Genomic DNA, 14,590 nt, shown 5'->3' on the forward strand with positions numbered 1-14,590 from the left:
CCGCAATCCGCACTCGCGGTCACTCGTTGAGGCAGATTGCTTTCCGGCTGCGCCCCGCAGCCCCTCCCTTCAGGGATCTCCAGTACGGACAGGCAGAACGGTGAAAAGCATGAAGTTCTCCAAGCGGGCCGGCGCGATGCTGTTGGCGGTCGGTGCGGGCATGCTCGCCTCCCAGGGAGCGGCCAGTGCCGCCCCGGTCAGCCCCGACCAGGTCGGTGCCCTGGAGGACAAGCTGGCCACCCAGCAGGTCCCGGCGGACGTGCCGCTCACCCCGCTCGGCAGCCGCGTCACGGCCGGCATCCCGACCTCGCTGCTCCTGCCGCCGGCGCCCGGCCGCACCACCAGCACCGAGCTCATCCCGGACCGGCTGGTCCCCGAGCTGCAGACCGGGAAGGTCGGCCCGAGCGCCAAGGCCCAGTTGCCGCTCCCGCTGGTCGACCAGGGCGCCGACCTCGGCCAGGTGCTGCTGGAGGCCCCGGCCGCGCCGCTGCACGCCGACACCCCCGGCCTCGCCGTCGGCAAGCCGCTCGCCCTCGTCCAGGACGGCACCGGCCAGCTGGCCGACGGCCGGCTCAAGGTGGGCGAGGTGGACCCGCGACTGGTCACCGGCACGGTGCAGGCCGTTCCGGGTGCCACTGCCAGCCTCGGCGACGACGACCACCCGATCTCGGTCACCGACAAGGTGGGCGACCTGGCCGCGACGACCACCGCGACCACCACCGGCGTGGTGCAGCAGACCGGCCTGACCGACCTGACCCAGCTCTGAGCCCAGCGGCTCCGGGCACGGTGGAGCCCGGCACCCCGGACGCGACCGGGGTGCCGGGCTCCCGCCTGCGCCGGGCGGCTCAGCCCGGCAGCACGCCGGTCAGCCCACCGACCAGCGGGAGGTCCCGGATGCCGCCGCCCGCGCTCAGCGGGCCGGTCAGCCCGCCGGTGCCGACCGGGGCCAGGCCCTGGTCGGGCTTGACGGTCGCGCCGTTGTTGAGCACGTCGGCCGAGGAGTTCGCCCACGGGTCCAGGCGCAGGTCCTTGACCGGCGCGAGCCCGTAACCGAGGCCGGAGGTCGTCCCGTTCAGCGCCTGACCGACATCGGTCTTCGCCAGCTTGGCCGGGCCCGACGCGGGGGCCGAATCGGTCGTGGTGGCGGCCTGCGCCGAGCCGGCGCCGAGCAGCACCGTGGCGCCGACGGCGACGACCAGGCAGGCCCCGCTCTTCTTCGAAACCATGCGGATCACCCTTCGGTGGATCGGGGGCCGGACGGCCACCGGCCGCCCGGGGATGCCGAACTGCCCCCCGGCCGGCTGGTCGGGGGGCAGTACGGCCGGAACGGGTGCCGATCGGGGATCAGCAGTCGTCCGCGGGCGGCGGGGGGAGCTCCACGTTGGCGCAGCTGTTGCCGAAGGCCGGGTTCAGCAGGCCGACGATGTTGATGGAGTTGCCGCACAGGTTGACCGGGATGTGCACCGGGATCTGGACCTGGTTGCCGGAGACGACACCGGGGGAGCCGGCGGCCACGCCCTCGGCGCCGGAGCTGGCGGCGGCGGACCCGGCCGCGCCGAGCACCAGGCCGGCAGCGGCGGCGGACAGGACGGCGGCCTTCTTCACGTTCTGCATGGGGGTTGATCTCCTCGATCACACACGGGTGGAGCGTGCCGCGCCCCGGCGTCGCGGGGCGCGGCACTCGGTGAATCAGCTGTCGCCGGTGCGGCGACGGCCGGTTCAGCCGGCGTTGACGCAGGTGTTGCCGAACGCCGGGTTGAGCAGGCCGATGACGTTGATGGAGTTGCCGCACAGGTTGATCGGGACGTGCACCGGGATCTGGATCTGGTTGCCGGAGAGCACGCCGGGGGAGCCGGCGGCCACGCCCTCGGCGCCGGAGCTGGCGAACGCACCGCCGGCGGCACCGAGGACCAGACCGGTGGCGGCCAGGGACAGGACGGCGGCCTTCTTGAAGTTGCGCATGTCTTTCCTCCGTTTTCTGCCCGACGGATGGGAAATGTCGGGAGCCGGGCGAGCACGAATACTCACCCGCTGGCTTCTGGGGATTGCCGTGATTGTCACTCCGGCGGCGCACACCGGCGTGTTTCGCCCATGGCTCGGGCGTCGACGCGGCCGCCGCGTTGTTCCAGCACCTCGCGAACAATTCCCGCACGGCCGGGAGCGGTTCGGGCGGAGGTGCGACCAGGGGAATTCCCGGTCAGGCGCTGAGGCAGTTATTGCCGAACGCCGGGTTCAGGAGGCCCACCACGTCGATCGAGTTGCCGCACACGTTGAGCGGAATGTGCACGGGCACCTCCACCGAGTTGCCCGAGACCACGCCGGCCGAGCCGGCCGCGACACCCTCGGCGGACGCGCCGTGCAGGTGGTGGGCGGACGCGACGCCGGCGCCGGCGGCGAGCAGGGCGGCGCCGGCCGCGGTGCCGACGACGCCGTGGGCGAGCTTGCGCATGGGCGGTACTCGATTCGTGTGAAGGGGGCCGGGTGGATCGTGTTCCGCCAGAGAGAACGAGGCACCGCGCGAGGGGAAACGGTCCGGTCCGCTGATCACCCGAATGCCGGTCGCCGTCCCCGTTGGGCCGGATGGGTGACAGTGCGTCCACTGTCGCAACCGGCCCGGGTGGGTGTCGTTCTTGATGTCGCACTCCCCGTGCATCTCTGTATGAACAGTCAGGAGGCTCGTATGAGCATCAAGAAGACCGCCGCCGTCGGCGCGGCCGTGGTGGGCATCGTGGCCGCCGGCGCCGGCACCGCGATGGCCAGCTCCGGCGCCGAGGGTGTCGCCGCGGGTTCCCCCGGTGTCATCTCGGGCAACCAGGTTCAGGTTCCGGTTCACGTGCCGGTCAACCTGTGCGGCAACACCATCGACATCATCGGCCTGCTGAACCCGGCGTTCGGCAACCACTGCGCCAACCTGGGCTGATCCTGCTCCCGGTTCGGCCGGTACGAGCCGCCGTTCCGCGCTTCCCTCCTGGGGCGCGGGGCGGCGGCTCTGCGCATGTCCGGGGGCGTGTCGGGGCGTCAGGTTCCGGCGGTGTCACAAGCCTTGTTGCGTTACTTGTCAGTACCTAGAATATGAGACCTGCTCACCTTTCTTGCTCCGCGCCGCTCGGCGCCCGGCCGGGCGGCCCCCCACCCCCCCCGCAAGGAGTCGCGTGTGATCAGGTCCCGACTGACAGCGGCGCGGCGGCCCCGGACGGTGGCGCGCCGCTCCCCGTACGGCGCGCTGCTCGCCACCGGCGCCCTCGTCGCCGCCCTCGGCCTGGCCGGCGCCCCCGCCGCCCTCGCCGACCCGGCCCCCGCGGCCGGCGCCACCCGCCCGGCCGCCATCATCGCCCTGGGCGACAGCGCCATCTCCGGGGAGGGCGCCGGCACCGACACCAACGACGGCTACTTCCCGGAGACCGACAGCCCCACCAACTACTGCCACCGGCACCCCAAGTCGGAGATCTTCGTCACCGACATCCCCGGGGTCACCCCGATCGACCTCGCCTGCTCCGGGGCCCAGACCGGCGACCTGGTCAGCGATCCCGAACTCGCCAAGGTCACCGGCTCCGGCAGCGGCGACTTCGGCGAGCCCAAACAGGACGTCAAACTCGCCGACGCGGCGGGCAGGTACGACGTGAAGATGGTCGTCGTCACGATCGGCGCCAACGACGACTTCGACTTCAGCGGGATCATGATGCACTGCCTCGCGCAGTACTTCCCGATCCCCAAGGACCAGGGCTGCCGCGACACCATCGGCAGCGACGAGATCGTCCAGCGCGCCAAGCGGGTCCAGCCCAAGGTCGTCGCGGCGCTCCAGAACATCCGGCAGACCATGCGGAAGGCGGGCTACGCCGACTCCTCGTACCAGCTGGTCTACCAGTCGTACTTCAATCCGATCACCCCGGACATCCGGCGCAACGACTACCTCGGCAAGGTCGCCGACGGCTGCCCGGCCTTCCCCGAGGACCTGGCCTGGGGCCACAACTGGGTGGTGCCGACCTTCAGCGACGCGCTGCGCGGCGCCGCCGAGCAGGTGCCCGGCGTGCGCTACCTCGACCAGCGGCGGGTCGCCTTCGGCCACGAGGTCTGCGCGGAGTGGACCAGTTCCCCGTACGAGTACAGCAACGGGGACGTCATCAACCTCGCCGAGTGGGCCCGCAACGGCTGCGACTCGCAGATCGGCATCCCCGGGCTGTGCATGAACATGGTCCGCCAGTCGTACCACCTGAGGGTGGCCGGCTACCGAGGCGAGGGCGTCTGCCTCGGCCAGTTCTTCGCCAAGCCCGAACTGGCGCAGGCCTACTGCACGCTCAACCAGCAGAACACCACCTCCATCCAGCCGCTCACCCCCGGGCAGCCGTTCGCGGACGCCCCCGAGGACGGCTCCTGGTACCAGCTCACCAACGCGGCCAGCGGCAACGCGCTCGACCTCACCGGCGGCGGCACCTACGGCGACTCCACCAACGGCCGGGCCGCCATCACCTATCCGGCCACCGGCGGGCTCAACCAGTCCTTCGTCCTGGAGGCCAAGGCCGGCGGCAGCTACGAGCTCGACTTCAGCGGCAACCGGGACATGTGCCTGGACGCCAACGCCGCCTCCACCGCCGCCGGCACCCGCATCCAGCAGTGGCGTTGCAACGGCGGCGGCAACCAGCACTGGGTCCTCAAGCCGGCCGGCGGCGGCCGCTACAAGATCGCCGACTCCCAGGACCCGACCAAGGTGATCGCCCCCGGCACCACCCTCGACGCCAAGGGCAACCCCGCCGTCGAACTCGCCACCGACACCGGCGCCGCGACCCAGCTCTGGCAGCTCACCAAACTCGGCATCGTCTACCTCCACGGCTGATCCCGGGCACCCCCGTGGCGCCGCCCCCATCGGCCGGTGGGGGCGGCGCCACGGGGTTTTCGGGGCGGGCGGGCGTTCGCGGGGCAGGTGGGGACGTGCCGTAGGCTCACCTGAAATCGCTGCGCCGTAGCCGCGCGGACCACCAGCGTGGCGGGGAGTACCCAGAGCAGATGAGCACGGCATCGAGCACCGAGTCGTCCAGCACCGAGCCCGGCGCGCCCGCGGCGCCGGAGGCGGAGCGGCCCGCGGAGCGCTCCGAGGAGCGGGCGGGCCGGCGGCCCGGGCGGTTCGGCACCCTGGTGGAGCGCTTCGCGCCCGCGCTCGGGGCGTACGCGGTGGTCAAGGCCATCGGCCTCACGGTCTTCATGCTGCTGCTGTCGCACACCGGGGACTACCTCAAGAAGAACCCGGGCCGCGGCGGCGGCGCCCAGCCGTGGGACGTGCTGGGCACCTGGGACGGCGTCTGGTACCAGCGGATCGCCGAGAACGGCTACGACCCGCAGCTGCTCCCGATGCACGGCTGGCCGCTGGCCTCCTACTACGAGAACTCGGCCGCCTTCTTCCCGCTCTACCCGTGGCTGATGCGGCTGGTCGGCGCGGTCACCGGGCTCGGCCCGTACGGCTCCGGGATCGCCGTCTCGGTGATCGCCTCGCTCGTCGCGGCGGCGGGGATCTTCGCGATCGCGGAGCGGCTAGGCGGCTTCCGGGCGGGCGTGATCGCCGCGGTGATCTGGGGCCTGTTCCCGGGTTCGGGGGTGGAGTGGGCGGTCTACTCGGACTCGCTGTTCGTCGCGCTGTCCGCCTGGGCCTGCTACTGCGTGATGACCCGCCACTGGCTGACGGCCGGCGTGCTGGCGCTGGTGGCGGGCCTCAACCGGCCGACCGCCGCCGCGCTGATCGCCGCGGTGTCGATCGCCGCGCTGGTGGCGCTGATCCGGCGCACCGACGGGGTGGCCCGGCCGCTGACCGCGATGCTGATCACCCCGTGGGGCCTGATCGGGTACGTCGTCTGGGTCGGCTACCGGATGGGCGACTGGGGCGGCTACTTCAAGCTCCAGCGGGGCGCCTGGAACCGCTACTTCGACGGCGGCGCCTCCACGGTCCGCACCGTCATGGACGTGATCACCGGGCACTGGAACTTCTGGCAGTCCAACCCCACCCCGGACCTGATCGCGATCGCCCTGCTGATGGCCCTGCCCGGACTGCTGGTGCTGCTGTGGCGCACCCGGCCGCCGCTGGTGCTGGTGGTCTACACGGTGCTCACCATCGCCACCGCGCTGAGCAGCAACCAGATCTTCGGCAACATCTCGCGCTACCTGCTGCCGGCCTTCCCGCTGTTCATCGGCCTGGCGGTGGCACTGCGCCGGGTGCGGACGTCCTCGCTGGTCGGCCTGCTCGCGATGCCGGTGGTGGCGGCGGGCTGGTACGCGGGGTATGCGCTGTTCGAGTTGGGCATCCCGTAGACCCGGAGTTGGTTGCCAACGGGATCATCCGGCAGCGGACGGGCCGTTGCTAATCTCGGACGTATGACGACGACCCCGCCCGTGCGCCAGATCCGTGACATCTCCGGCCTGCTGGACCACGCGAGCCACGTGCTGGCGACCCGGATGGCGGCCGCCTTCACCGAGCTCGGGATCACCCCCCGCGCGTACTCCGTGCTGTTCCACGCGCAGGAGACCGAGCGCACCCAGATCCAGCTGGCCGAGCTGTCGGACCTGGACAAGACCACCATGGTCGTCACCGTGGACGAGCTGGAGAAGGCGGGCCTGGCCGAGCGCCGCCCGTCCGCGACCGACCGCCGGGCCAGGATCATCTCCGTCACCGAGGCGGGCGAGCGCGCCGTCGAGCGGGGCACCGCGATCGCCGACCGGGTGCACCGGGAGGTGCTGGAGTCGCTGCCCGGCCCGGAGCGGGACGTGTTCGTGTCGGCGCTGACGCGCCTGGTGGACGGGCCGCTGGCGGAGCCGGTGGAGAGCGAACGGGCGGTCCGCCGGGCGCGTCGCGCCCGGACGAACTGACGCGAGATCACATCCCTTCGCCCCGGCCGCCGTTCGGCGGGCGGGGCGAAGGGTTCCGGGAAGTCCTACGGCCAGACCAGGCAGTACAGCTGGTGCCCGGCCTCGTGCAGCCGGTTGGCGAAGTCCTGCCACTCGTGCAGCATGCTGTAGATCACGAAGGCGTCGCGCGGTCCGCGCCGGTCGGGGACGGTGGACCAGATGAAGGCGGCGGCGCCGAGTTCGGTCTCGTCGGCCTTGCGGAGCGGTTCGACGACGTTCTGCGGGAGTTGGACGACGGCGTAGTCGGGGTGCAGCACGACGAGTTCCAGCGGCGGGACCTGGTGCAGCGGGACGCCCTGGATGCCGGTGAGGACCATGGCGCTCATGGTCTCCGGCTTGATCTTGGTGGAGAGGTGGCCGTTGGGGGAGCCGCTGGTCTCCATCAGGTCGCCGAGCCGCCCGAGCGAGCCGAGTTCGCCGGCGTCCAGGCCGAGCCCGCCCGGTCCGAGGGCGGTGGGGACTCTGGCGGCGGTGGCGCGGTCCGGTGCGCCGAAGTACTTGTACGTCACCCCCACGCGTCCCTCACCCCGCCTCTCGCCGCCGCGGCGGCCACGACCCGTGCCCGCTCCCTTACCCCCGCGTGCGGTTTCGGCGGGCCTGCGGGAGCCCCCCGCAGCCTCGTCGTAGCCGTCCTGCGCCTCGGACACTCGGACCATCCTCACCGGAATTCGCCGGAATCGACAGACCCCCGCACGTCCGGCGTCCCTCCGGACGTGCTCCTTACCCGTCATGCGCCGCCGTACCCACTCGCGGTACGCGGCAGTCCTCTCCACACCCCTGCACACAACCGGAACACTTGCGCACTCTGAGTGCACAGTCTGACTGGTCCGTGCTCCGGAGCAGTCAGCGGCCCCGTCTGTACGGACAACCGTACAGACAACGGTGCCCGGATCATCGTTCCAGATGATCGGGTCCGACATGCAGAGCTCAAGGACACGATTTGAGACCATGTCTCACGTGAGCTACCCCTACGAAGCCCCCCAGTCCCAGTCGCTGTTCGACCGCGCCTCCGTCGTGACGCCCGGCGGCGTCAACTCCCCGGTGCGCGCCTTCCGCGCGGTCGGCGGCACGCCGCGCTTCATGGTGTCCGGCACCGGCCCCTACCTCACCGACGCCGACGGCCGCGAGTACGTCGACCTGGTGTGCTCGTGGGGCCCGATGATCCTCGGCCACGCGCACCCCGCGGTGATCGACGCCGTCCAGCAGGCGGTCACCCGCGGCACCTCCTTCGGCACGCCCGGCCAGGGCGAGGTCGAGCTGGCCGAGGAGATCGTCGGCCGGGTCGCCCCGGTCGAGCAGGTCCGCCTGGTCTCCTCCGGCACCGAGGCCACCATGTCCGCGATCCGGCTGGCCCGCGGCTTCACCGGGCGCGCGAAGGTGGTGAAGTTCGCCGGCTGCTACCACGGCCACGTGGACGCCCTGCTGGCCGCCGCCGGTTCGGGCGTGGCCACCTTCGGCCTGCCGGACACCCCGGGCGTCACCGGCGCCCAGGCCGGCGACACCATCGTGCTGCCCTACAACGACCTGGCCGCCGTCGAGCAGGCCTTCGCCGCCCACCCGGGCGAGATCGCCTGCGTGATCACCGAGGCCTCGCCCGGCAACATGGGCGTCGTCCCGCCGCTGCCCGGCTTCAACGCGGGCCTGGCCCGGCTCTGCCGGACGAACGGCGCGCTGTTCGTCTCGGACGAGGTGATGACCGGCTTCCGCGTCTCCAAGGCCGGCTGGTACGGCCTGGAGGCGGCGAACGAGGGCTGGGCGCCGGACCTGCTGACCTTCGGCAAGGTCATGGGCGGCGGCTTCCCGGCCGCGGCCTTCGGCGGGCGCGCCGACGTGATGGCCCACCTGGCCCCGGCCGGCCCGGTCTACCAGGCGGGCACCCTGTCCGGTAACCCGATCGCCACCGCGGCCGGCCTGGCCCAACTGCGCGGCTGCACCGACGAGGTGTACGCGACCGTGGACAAGGTCGCCGCCGAGATCTCCGGCCTGGTGTCGGAGGCGCTCACCAAGGAGGGCGTGACGCACCGGCTGCAGACCGCCGGGAACATGTTCTCGGTGTTCTTCACCGAGGCCGCCGTCACCAACTACGACGAGGCCAAGACCCAGGAGGCGTACCGTTTCACCGCCTTCTTCCACGCGATGCTCGCCGAGGGCGTCTACCTGCCGCCGTCCGCCTTCGAGTCCTGGTTCGTCTCGGCGGCCCACGACGAGCGGGCGATCGAGCGGATCGCCGCCGCCCTTCCGGCCGCCGCCCGCGCGGCCGCCGCGGCCACGGTCTAGGGCGTGTCCGACAATTCGCGGCGGATCAGCGCGCGGCGTTGGGCGCCCGGCTGGGCGTGCCGGCGAAGCGTCCTCGTACTGGGTCGTACTTGGACGTTTCGCCGGTGCGGTCAGGCGGGATGCCCGGCGTCGCGCGCCCGGCGGGAATTGTCAGACGCGCCCTAGGCCCCGATCCATCCCTGCGAGCCCCAGGAGTACTGAGAAGTGAGCGCCAAAGAGATCACCGTCGTCCATCTGATGCGGCACGGTGAGGTGCACAACCCGGAGGGCATCCTGTACGGGCGCCTGCCGGGCTACCGGCTGTCCGAGCTGGGCCGGGAGATGGCCGAGCGGGTCGCCGAGGACCTGGCCGGCCGGGACATCACCCACGTGGTGGCGTCCCCGCTGGAGCGGGCCCAGGAGACCGCCGGGCCGATCGCCAAGGCGCACGGCCTGGACGTCGCGGCGGACGAGCGGCTGATCGAGGCGGACAACATCTTCGAGGGCAAGACCTTCGGCGTCGGTGACGGCTCGCTGCGGAACCCGGGCTACTGGAAGTACCTCACCAACCCGTTCAAGCCCTCCTGGGGCGAGCCCTACCTGGACCAGGTGGTGCGGATGATGGGCGCGCTCGGCGCCGCCCGGGACGCCGCGCGCGGGCACGAGGCGGTCTGCGTCAGCCACCAGCTGCCGATCTGGATCGTCCGCTCCTTCGTCGAGCGCCGCCGGCTCTGGCACGACCCGCGCCGCCGGCAGTGCTCGCTGGCCTCGCTGACCAGCTTCACCTTCGAGGGCGACAAGATCGTCTCGGTCGGCTACCGCGAGCCGGCCCGCGACCTGCTGCCCGCGCACCTGATCGGCAAGGGCGGCAAGGACAAGCCGGTGGGCAAGAGCTTCGGCGCGTGAGCCCGCGGGGCCGTTTGGTAAACCCCGCGTAAGTATGGGATCGGGCCGCCCGGCGAGAGCCGGGCGGCCCGACTCCGTCACAGGTCAGAGGGGGTGCGACGCGCTAGGGAGGACCCCGGCGAACCTGCCCGGAACTCCATGCGAAACTTTTCACATGTCTGCCATGGCGCGCCCCCGTCCCCGTGTCGCCGCAGCCGCCGCCACTGTCGCCGCCGCTGCGCTCGTCCTCACCGGCTGTTCCTCCTCGGGCTCGTCGGGCAGCGGCGAAGGCCAGGTCGGCTTCGTCACCGTCAAGGGGACCAACCTGTCGAAGGTGGACATCGGCAAGCGCGGGAGCGCGCCGGACATCTCCGGGGAGACCCTGGACGGCGGCCAGACCAAGCTCTCGGACTACCAGGGCAAGGTCGTGGTGCTGAACGTCTGGGGCTCCTGGTGCGGGCCGTGCCGGGCCGAGGCGAAGAGCCTCCAGGCCGTCTCGGAGAAGTACAAGGACCAGGGCGTCCAGTTCCTCGGCGTCAACACCCGGGACAGCGACAAGACCAACGCCGTCCGCTTCGAGCAGGAGCAGGGCGTCACCTATCCGAGCATCTTCGACCCGGCGGGCACCCAGCTGCTCAAGTTCCCCAAGGGCAGCCTCAGCCTGCAGTCGCTCCCGACCACCCTGATCGTCGACCGCGACGGCAAGCTGGCCGCCCGCGCCGTCGGCGGCACGACCCAGGACGCGCTGGAGTCGATCCTCCAGCCGGTGGTCGCGGAGCCGAAGCAGTGAGCCTGCCGCTACAGCTCGCCGACAACACCGGGACCCTCCAGAGCGGGGCACTGCTGGTGGCCGCGCCGATCGCGCTGGCGGCCGGGCTCGTCTCGTTCTTCTCGCCCTGCGTGCTGCCGCTCGTCCCCGGCTACCTGTCGTACGTGACCGGCTTCTCCGCCGCCGACCTCGCGGACGCCCGCGGTGCGCGGCGCGGCCGGATGCTGCTCGGGGCGACGCTGTTCATCCTCGGCTTCACCGCGGTGTTCGTCTCGGGCGGGGCGCTGTTCGGCCAGTTCGGCGACACCCTCCAGGCGCACAAGCGGGTCATCTCGATCGTGCTCGGCGCGCTGACCATCGTGATGGGCCTCGCTTTCATGGGCCTCGTCCCCGGCCTGAGCATGCGCGAGGTGCGCTCCCACCGCCGCCCGGCGGTCGGTCTGCTGGGCGCCCCGCTGCTCGGCATGGTGTTCGGCGTCGGCTGGACGCCCTGCATCGGCCCGACCCTGGCGACCGTCCAGAACCTGGCCCTGAACCAGGCCGACGCGCAGCGCGGCGCCCTGCTGATGACCTTCTACTGCCTGGGTCTGGGCGTACCGTTCATCGTGGCCGCGCTCGCCTTCCGCCGGGCACTGGGTGCCTTCGGCTGGGTCAAGCGGCACTACCCGCTCGTCATGCGGATCGGCGGCGGCATGCTCGTCGCGGTCGGTCTGCTGCTCGTCACCGGGGTCTGGGACTCGATGATGAGCGAACTGCAGTCCTGGACCGCCGACTTCTCGATCGGAATCTGACCGTGAGCAAGACCACGACCGAGGCCGAGCTGCCCCCGGCTCCGGACGACGCGGCCGCCGAGCGGCTCAGCACCGCGCCGGTCGAGTCCGAGGGCCCGACCGGCATAGGGGTGCTGGGCTGGGCGCGCTGGATGTGGCGCCAGCTGACCTCGATGCGGGTCGCGCTGATCCTGCTCTTCCTGCTGTCGCTGGCCGCCATCCCGGGCTCGCTGATCCCGCAGTACCAGAACGGCCAGGGCCTGCTCAAGGTCGAGGCGTGGAAGACGCACCACACCACGGTCGCGCCGATCTACGAGAAGCTCCAGCTGTTCGACGTCTACAGCTCGGTCTGGTTCTCCGCGATCTACATCCTGCTGTTCGTCTCGCTGGCCGGCTGCATCGTCCCGCGCACCTGGCAGTTCGTCGGCGTGCTGCGGGCCCAGCCGCCGGCCGCGCCGCGCAACCTGACCCGGATGCCGGTCTACGCGGCCTGGCGCACCGAGGCGGACGCCGACGCGGTGAACGCCGCCGCCCACCGGCTGCTGCGCAAGCGCCGGTTCCGCGCCAACCTGGCCGGCGGCTCGGTGGCCGCCGAGAAGGGCTACCTGCGCGAGGTCGGCAACCTGCTCTTCCACATGTCGCTGTTCGCGCTGCTCGGCGGCTTCGCCTGGGCCAGCCTGGCGTCCGGCACCGGCGGCAAGCTGATGGTCGAGGGCGAGGGCTACTCCAACACCATCACCCAGCTCGACGACTTCAACGGCACGCGGTTCTACGGCACCGAGGACCTCGACCCCTTCTACCTGAAGCTGAACGGGTTCACCGCCAAGTTCCAGGACAAGGGCGACCAGATCGGCGCCGCCCGGCAGTTCACCGCGAACGTCGAGTACACGGCGGGCGAGGACACCTCGAAGCTCAAGCAGGGCACGATCGAGGTCAACCACCCGCTGGAGATCGGCGGCAGCAAGGTCTTCCTGATCGGCCACGGCTACGCGCCGGTCATCACCGTCAAGAACGGCAAGGGCGACGTCGTCTACCGGGGCGCCGTGCCGTTCCTGCCGCAGGACGGCAACCTGACCTCGACCGGTGTCGTGAAGGTCTCCGACTACGGCGTCGGACCGGACGGCAGCTCGACCCAGATGGGCTTCTCCGGCTTCTTCCTGCCGACCGCGCCGCTGAGCTTCGAGGGCACCGGCCCGGTCTCGCTCTTCCCCGGCGACGCCGCCCCCGAGCTGGTGCTGAACGCCTTCGCGGGCGACCTGGGCACCGACTCCGGCCTGCCGCAGAACATCTACCAGCTCAACACCCGCAAGCTGACCCAGCTCACCCAGGACGGCCAGCCCGCCAAGGCCCGGCTCAAGCCCGGCCAGGCCTGGGACCTGCCGGACGGCTACGGCAGCGTCACCTTCGAGGGCTACAAGCAGTGGGCCAGCTTCAACGTCTCGCACCGCCCGGGCAACACCATCGCCCTGACCGGTGCGGTGCTGGCGATCCTCGGCCTGATCGGCTCGCTGTTCGTGCAGCGCCGCCGGATCTGGGTGCGCGCGGTCGCCCTGCCGGGCGGCGGCACCCAGGTGGAGCTGGCCGGTCTGGCCCGCAGTGAGTCGGCGAAGATCGCCGAGGAACTGGCCGAACTCGCGGTGGACCTCCAGGACGACGCCCCGGCGTCGGAGGACGAGGACGCCGCCGCACCCGAAGGCCCCGCGCCCGAAGGCCCCACAGCCGAAGGCCCCGCGCCCGAGGACCCCGCAGTCCCTGCCGACCAGAACTCCAAGGAGTAGACGGTGCATCTCGCCTCGGGGGTCGACCCACAGCTGGCCGACCTCTCCAACAAGCTGATCTATTCGGCGATGGTGGTCTACACGCTCGCCATGTTCGCCCACATGATCGAGTGGACCTTCGGCAGCAAGGGCGCCGTCGCCGTCCGCTCGACGGAGCAGTCGGGCAGCCTGTCCGAGACCGTCGCCGGAACCAAGGGCGCGAAGAAGGTCACCGTCACCGTGGCGGGGGCCGGCGGCGGCACCACCACGCTCACCCGCACCGCCCTGGCGGGCGAGGGCGCGACGGTGGTCACCAGCGGGCGCGGCGCGGACGAGGAGGACGGTCCGGGCGCGGCCGGCAACAGCACCCGGGCCGACCTGGCCGGCCGGATCGCGGTCTCGCTCACCGTGCTGGGCGCCCTGCTGCACGCCGGCGGCATCGTCACCCGCGGCCTCTCGGTCTCCCGCTGGCCGTGGGGCAACATGTACGAGTTCTCCTGCGCCTTCGCCTTCGCCATGACGGCGGCGTACCTGGTGCTGCTGGCCTCGAAGAAGAACGTCCGCTGGCTCGGCCTGCCGGTCGTGCTCGCGGGGCTGCTGACCCTCGGCATCGCCACCACGGTGCTCTACACCGACTCCGAGCAGCTCGTCCCGGCGCTGCACTCGCCGTGGCTGGCGATCCACGTCTCGACCGCGATCTTCTGCGGCGGCGCCTTCTACGCGGCGTTCATCGCCACGCTGCTGTACCTCGGCAAGGACTCCTTCGACAAGCGGATCGCGGCCGGCCTGACCACCGGCCCGCTGGGCACCCCGGCGTCGGTCTGGCGCCGGCTGCCCGCCGCGTCCACCTTCGACAAGCTGTCCTACCGGATCAACGCCCTGGTCTTCCCGCTCTGGACCTTCACCATCATCGCGGGCGCGATCTGGGCCGAGGCGGCCTGGGGCAAGTACTGGGAGTGGGACCCGAAGGAGACCTGGTCGTTCATCACCTGGGTCGCCTACGCCTGCTACCTGCACGCCCGCGCGACGGCCGGCTGGAAGGGCCGCAAGGCGGCCTACCTGGCGCTGGCGGCCTTCGCCTGCTGGCTCTTCAACTACTACGGCGTGAACATCTTCGTCACCGGCAAGCACTCCTACGCGGGGATCTGACCGGGGCACACAGTCACCCACCGGCCCGGCTCTCCGCAGAAGGTAGCCGGGCCGAGGTGCGACAGGGGTAGTTCGTGCCGGCCGCCGGCCGGCACGGGGAGGAACGAGGAGGAAAT

The 14,590-nt window shown here is 71.7% G+C and carries 16 protein-coding genes; 11 read left to right on the forward strand and 5 right to left on the reverse strand.

Annotated elements, in window-relative coordinates:
- Positions 1–109: 109 nt before the first annotated feature.
- Positions 110–766, forward strand: coding sequence for a hypothetical protein (locus OG556_RS20115; RefSeq protein WP_363617823.1), 657 nt, complete (start codon positions 110–112; stop codon positions 764–766).
- Positions 767–845: 79 nt separating this feature from the next.
- Here OG556_RS20115 and OG556_RS20120 read toward each other — a convergent pair whose 3' ends face one another.
- The 4 genes from OG556_RS20120 to OG556_RS20135 form a co-directional block, all read right to left on the reverse strand.
- Positions 846–1,226 (reverse strand): hypothetical protein, encoded by a 381-nt coding sequence (locus OG556_RS20120; RefSeq protein WP_363617825.1) that lies wholly within the window; start codon positions 1,224–1,226, stop codon positions 846–848.
- A 118-nt stretch (positions 1,227–1,344) separates the two neighbouring features.
- Positions 1,345–1,614 (reverse strand): chaplin, encoded by a 270-nt coding sequence (locus OG556_RS20125; protein WP_063348863.1) that lies wholly within the window; start codon positions 1,612–1,614, stop codon positions 1,345–1,347.
- Between the two features lie 105 nt (positions 1,615–1,719).
- Complete coding sequence (locus OG556_RS20130; RefSeq protein ID WP_363587789.1) at positions 1,720–1,962, reverse strand: chaplin; 243 nt, start codon at positions 1,960–1,962, stop codon at positions 1,720–1,722.
- A gap of 235 nt (positions 1,963–2,197) precedes the next feature.
- On the reverse strand, positions 2,198–2,449 hold the full coding sequence (locus OG556_RS20135) for a chaplin (protein WP_350878448.1): 252 nt from the start codon (positions 2,447–2,449) through the stop codon (positions 2,198–2,200).
- 231 nt (positions 2,450–2,680) lie between these two features.
- On the opposite strand from OG556_RS20135, the gene OG556_RS20140 reads away from it, so the two are divergent.
- From OG556_RS20140 to OG556_RS20155, 4 genes are all read left to right on the forward strand, one after another.
- Positions 2,681–2,920: a chaplin gene (locus OG556_RS20140; protein WP_363587791.1), complete on the forward strand. Its 240-nt coding sequence runs from the start codon at positions 2,681–2,683 to the stop codon at positions 2,918–2,920.
- Positions 2,921–3,154: 234 nt separating this feature from the next.
- Positions 3,155–4,831, forward strand: coding sequence for an RICIN domain-containing protein (locus OG556_RS20145; protein WP_371518318.1), 1,677 nt, complete (start codon positions 3,155–3,157; stop codon positions 4,829–4,831).
- A gap of 170 nt (positions 4,832–5,001) precedes the next feature.
- Positions 5,002–6,294 (forward strand): glycosyltransferase family 39 protein, encoded by a 1,293-nt coding sequence (locus OG556_RS20150; protein ID WP_371518319.1) that lies wholly within the window; start codon positions 5,002–5,004, stop codon positions 6,292–6,294.
- A gap of 63 nt (positions 6,295–6,357) precedes the next feature.
- Positions 6,358–6,849, forward strand: a complete 492-nt coding sequence (locus tag OG556_RS20155; RefSeq protein WP_063348868.1) for a MarR family winged helix-turn-helix transcriptional regulator — start codon at positions 6,358–6,360, stop codon at positions 6,847–6,849.
- Positions 6,850–6,914: 65 nt separating this feature from the next.
- Here OG556_RS20155 and OG556_RS20160 read toward each other — a convergent pair whose 3' ends face one another.
- Positions 6,915–7,544: a hypothetical protein gene (locus OG556_RS20160; RefSeq protein WP_371518320.1), complete on the reverse strand. Its 630-nt coding sequence runs from the start codon at positions 7,542–7,544 to the stop codon at positions 6,915–6,917.
- A gap of 292 nt (positions 7,545–7,836) precedes the next feature.
- On the opposite strand from OG556_RS20160, the gene hemL reads away from it, so the two are divergent.
- The 6 genes from hemL to ccsB all read left to right on the forward strand — a co-directional run bounded on the left by hemL (position 7,837) and on the right by ccsB (position 14,474).
- Positions 7,837–9,165, forward strand: coding sequence for a glutamate-1-semialdehyde 2,1-aminomutase (gene hemL, locus OG556_RS20165; protein ID WP_371518321.1), 1,329 nt, complete (start codon positions 7,837–7,839; stop codon positions 9,163–9,165).
- Positions 9,166–9,402: 237 nt separating this feature from the next.
- Positions 9,403–10,050, forward strand: a complete 648-nt coding sequence (locus OG556_RS20170; RefSeq protein WP_079136296.1) for a histidine phosphatase family protein — start codon at positions 9,403–9,405, stop codon at positions 10,048–10,050.
- Between the two features lie 163 nt (positions 10,051–10,213).
- A complete protein-coding gene (locus tag OG556_RS20175; RefSeq protein WP_371518322.1) occupies positions 10,214–10,819 on the forward strand; it encodes a TlpA family protein disulfide reductase in 606 nt (201 codons plus the stop codon).
- Positions 10,816–11,589 (forward strand): cytochrome c biogenesis CcdA family protein, encoded by a 774-nt coding sequence (locus tag OG556_RS20180; protein WP_371518324.1) that lies wholly within the window; start codon positions 10,816–10,818, stop codon positions 11,587–11,589. Before OG556_RS20175 ends, OG556_RS20180 begins: the two co-directional genes overlap by 4 nt.
- A gap of 2 nt (positions 11,590–11,591) precedes the next feature.
- Complete coding sequence (locus OG556_RS20185) at positions 11,592–13,346, forward strand: cytochrome c biogenesis protein ResB (protein WP_371518325.1); 1,755 nt, start codon at positions 11,592–11,594, stop codon at positions 13,344–13,346.
- Between the two features lie 3 nt (positions 13,347–13,349).
- Positions 13,350–14,474, forward strand: coding sequence for a c-type cytochrome biogenesis protein CcsB (gene ccsB / locus OG556_RS20190; protein WP_063348874.1), 1,125 nt, complete (start codon positions 13,350–13,352; stop codon positions 14,472–14,474).
- Positions 14,475–14,590 lie beyond the last annotated feature (116 nt).

Origin of the sequence: Kitasatospora sp. NBC_01300 (assembly GCF_041435235.1) — a bacterium.
Taxonomy (GTDB): domain Bacteria; phylum Actinomycetota; class Actinomycetes; order Streptomycetales; family Streptomycetaceae; genus Kitasatospora.

Excerpts from the sequence above, each read along its gene's own strand:
- OG556_RS20115 (WP_363617823.1), top strand. The coding sequence starts at position 110 with ATGAAGTTCTCCAAGCGGGCCGGCGCGATGCTGTTGGCGGTCGGTGCG.
- OG556_RS20120 (WP_363617825.1), bottom strand. The coding sequence starts at position 1,226 with ATGGTTTCGAAGAAGAGCGGGGCCTGCCTGGTCGTCGCCGTCGGCGCC.
- OG556_RS20125 (WP_063348863.1), bottom strand. The coding sequence starts at position 1,614 with ATGCAGAACGTGAAGAAGGCCGCCGTCCTGTCCGCCGCCGCTGCCGGC.
- OG556_RS20130 (WP_363587789.1), bottom strand. The coding sequence starts at position 1,962 with ATGCGCAACTTCAAGAAGGCCGCCGTCCTGTCCCTGGCCGCCACCGGT.
- OG556_RS20135 (WP_350878448.1), bottom strand. The coding sequence starts at position 2,449 with ATGCGCAAGCTCGCCCACGGCGTCGTCGGCACCGCGGCCGGCGCCGCC.
- OG556_RS20140 (WP_363587791.1), top strand. The coding sequence starts at position 2,681 with ATGAGCATCAAGAAGACCGCCGCCGTCGGCGCGGCCGTGGTGGGCATC.
- OG556_RS20150 (WP_371518319.1), top strand. The coding sequence starts at position 5,002 with ATGAGCACGGCATCGAGCACCGAGTCGTCCAGCACCGAGCCCGGCGCG.
- OG556_RS20155 (WP_063348868.1), top strand. The coding sequence starts at position 6,358 with ATGACGACGACCCCGCCCGTGCGCCAGATCCGTGACATCTCCGGCCTG.
- OG556_RS20160 (WP_371518320.1), bottom strand. The coding sequence starts at position 7,544 with ATGGTCCGAGTGTCCGAGGCGCAGGACGGCTACGACGAGGCTGCGGGG.
- hemL (WP_371518321.1), top strand. The coding sequence starts at position 7,837 with ATGTCTCACGTGAGCTACCCCTACGAAGCCCCCCAGTCCCAGTCGCTG.
- OG556_RS20170 (WP_079136296.1), top strand. The coding sequence starts at position 9,403 with ATGCGGCACGGTGAGGTGCACAACCCGGAGGGCATCCTGTACGGGCGC.
- OG556_RS20175 (WP_371518322.1), top strand. The coding sequence starts at position 10,214 with ATGGCGCGCCCCCGTCCCCGTGTCGCCGCAGCCGCCGCCACTGTCGCC.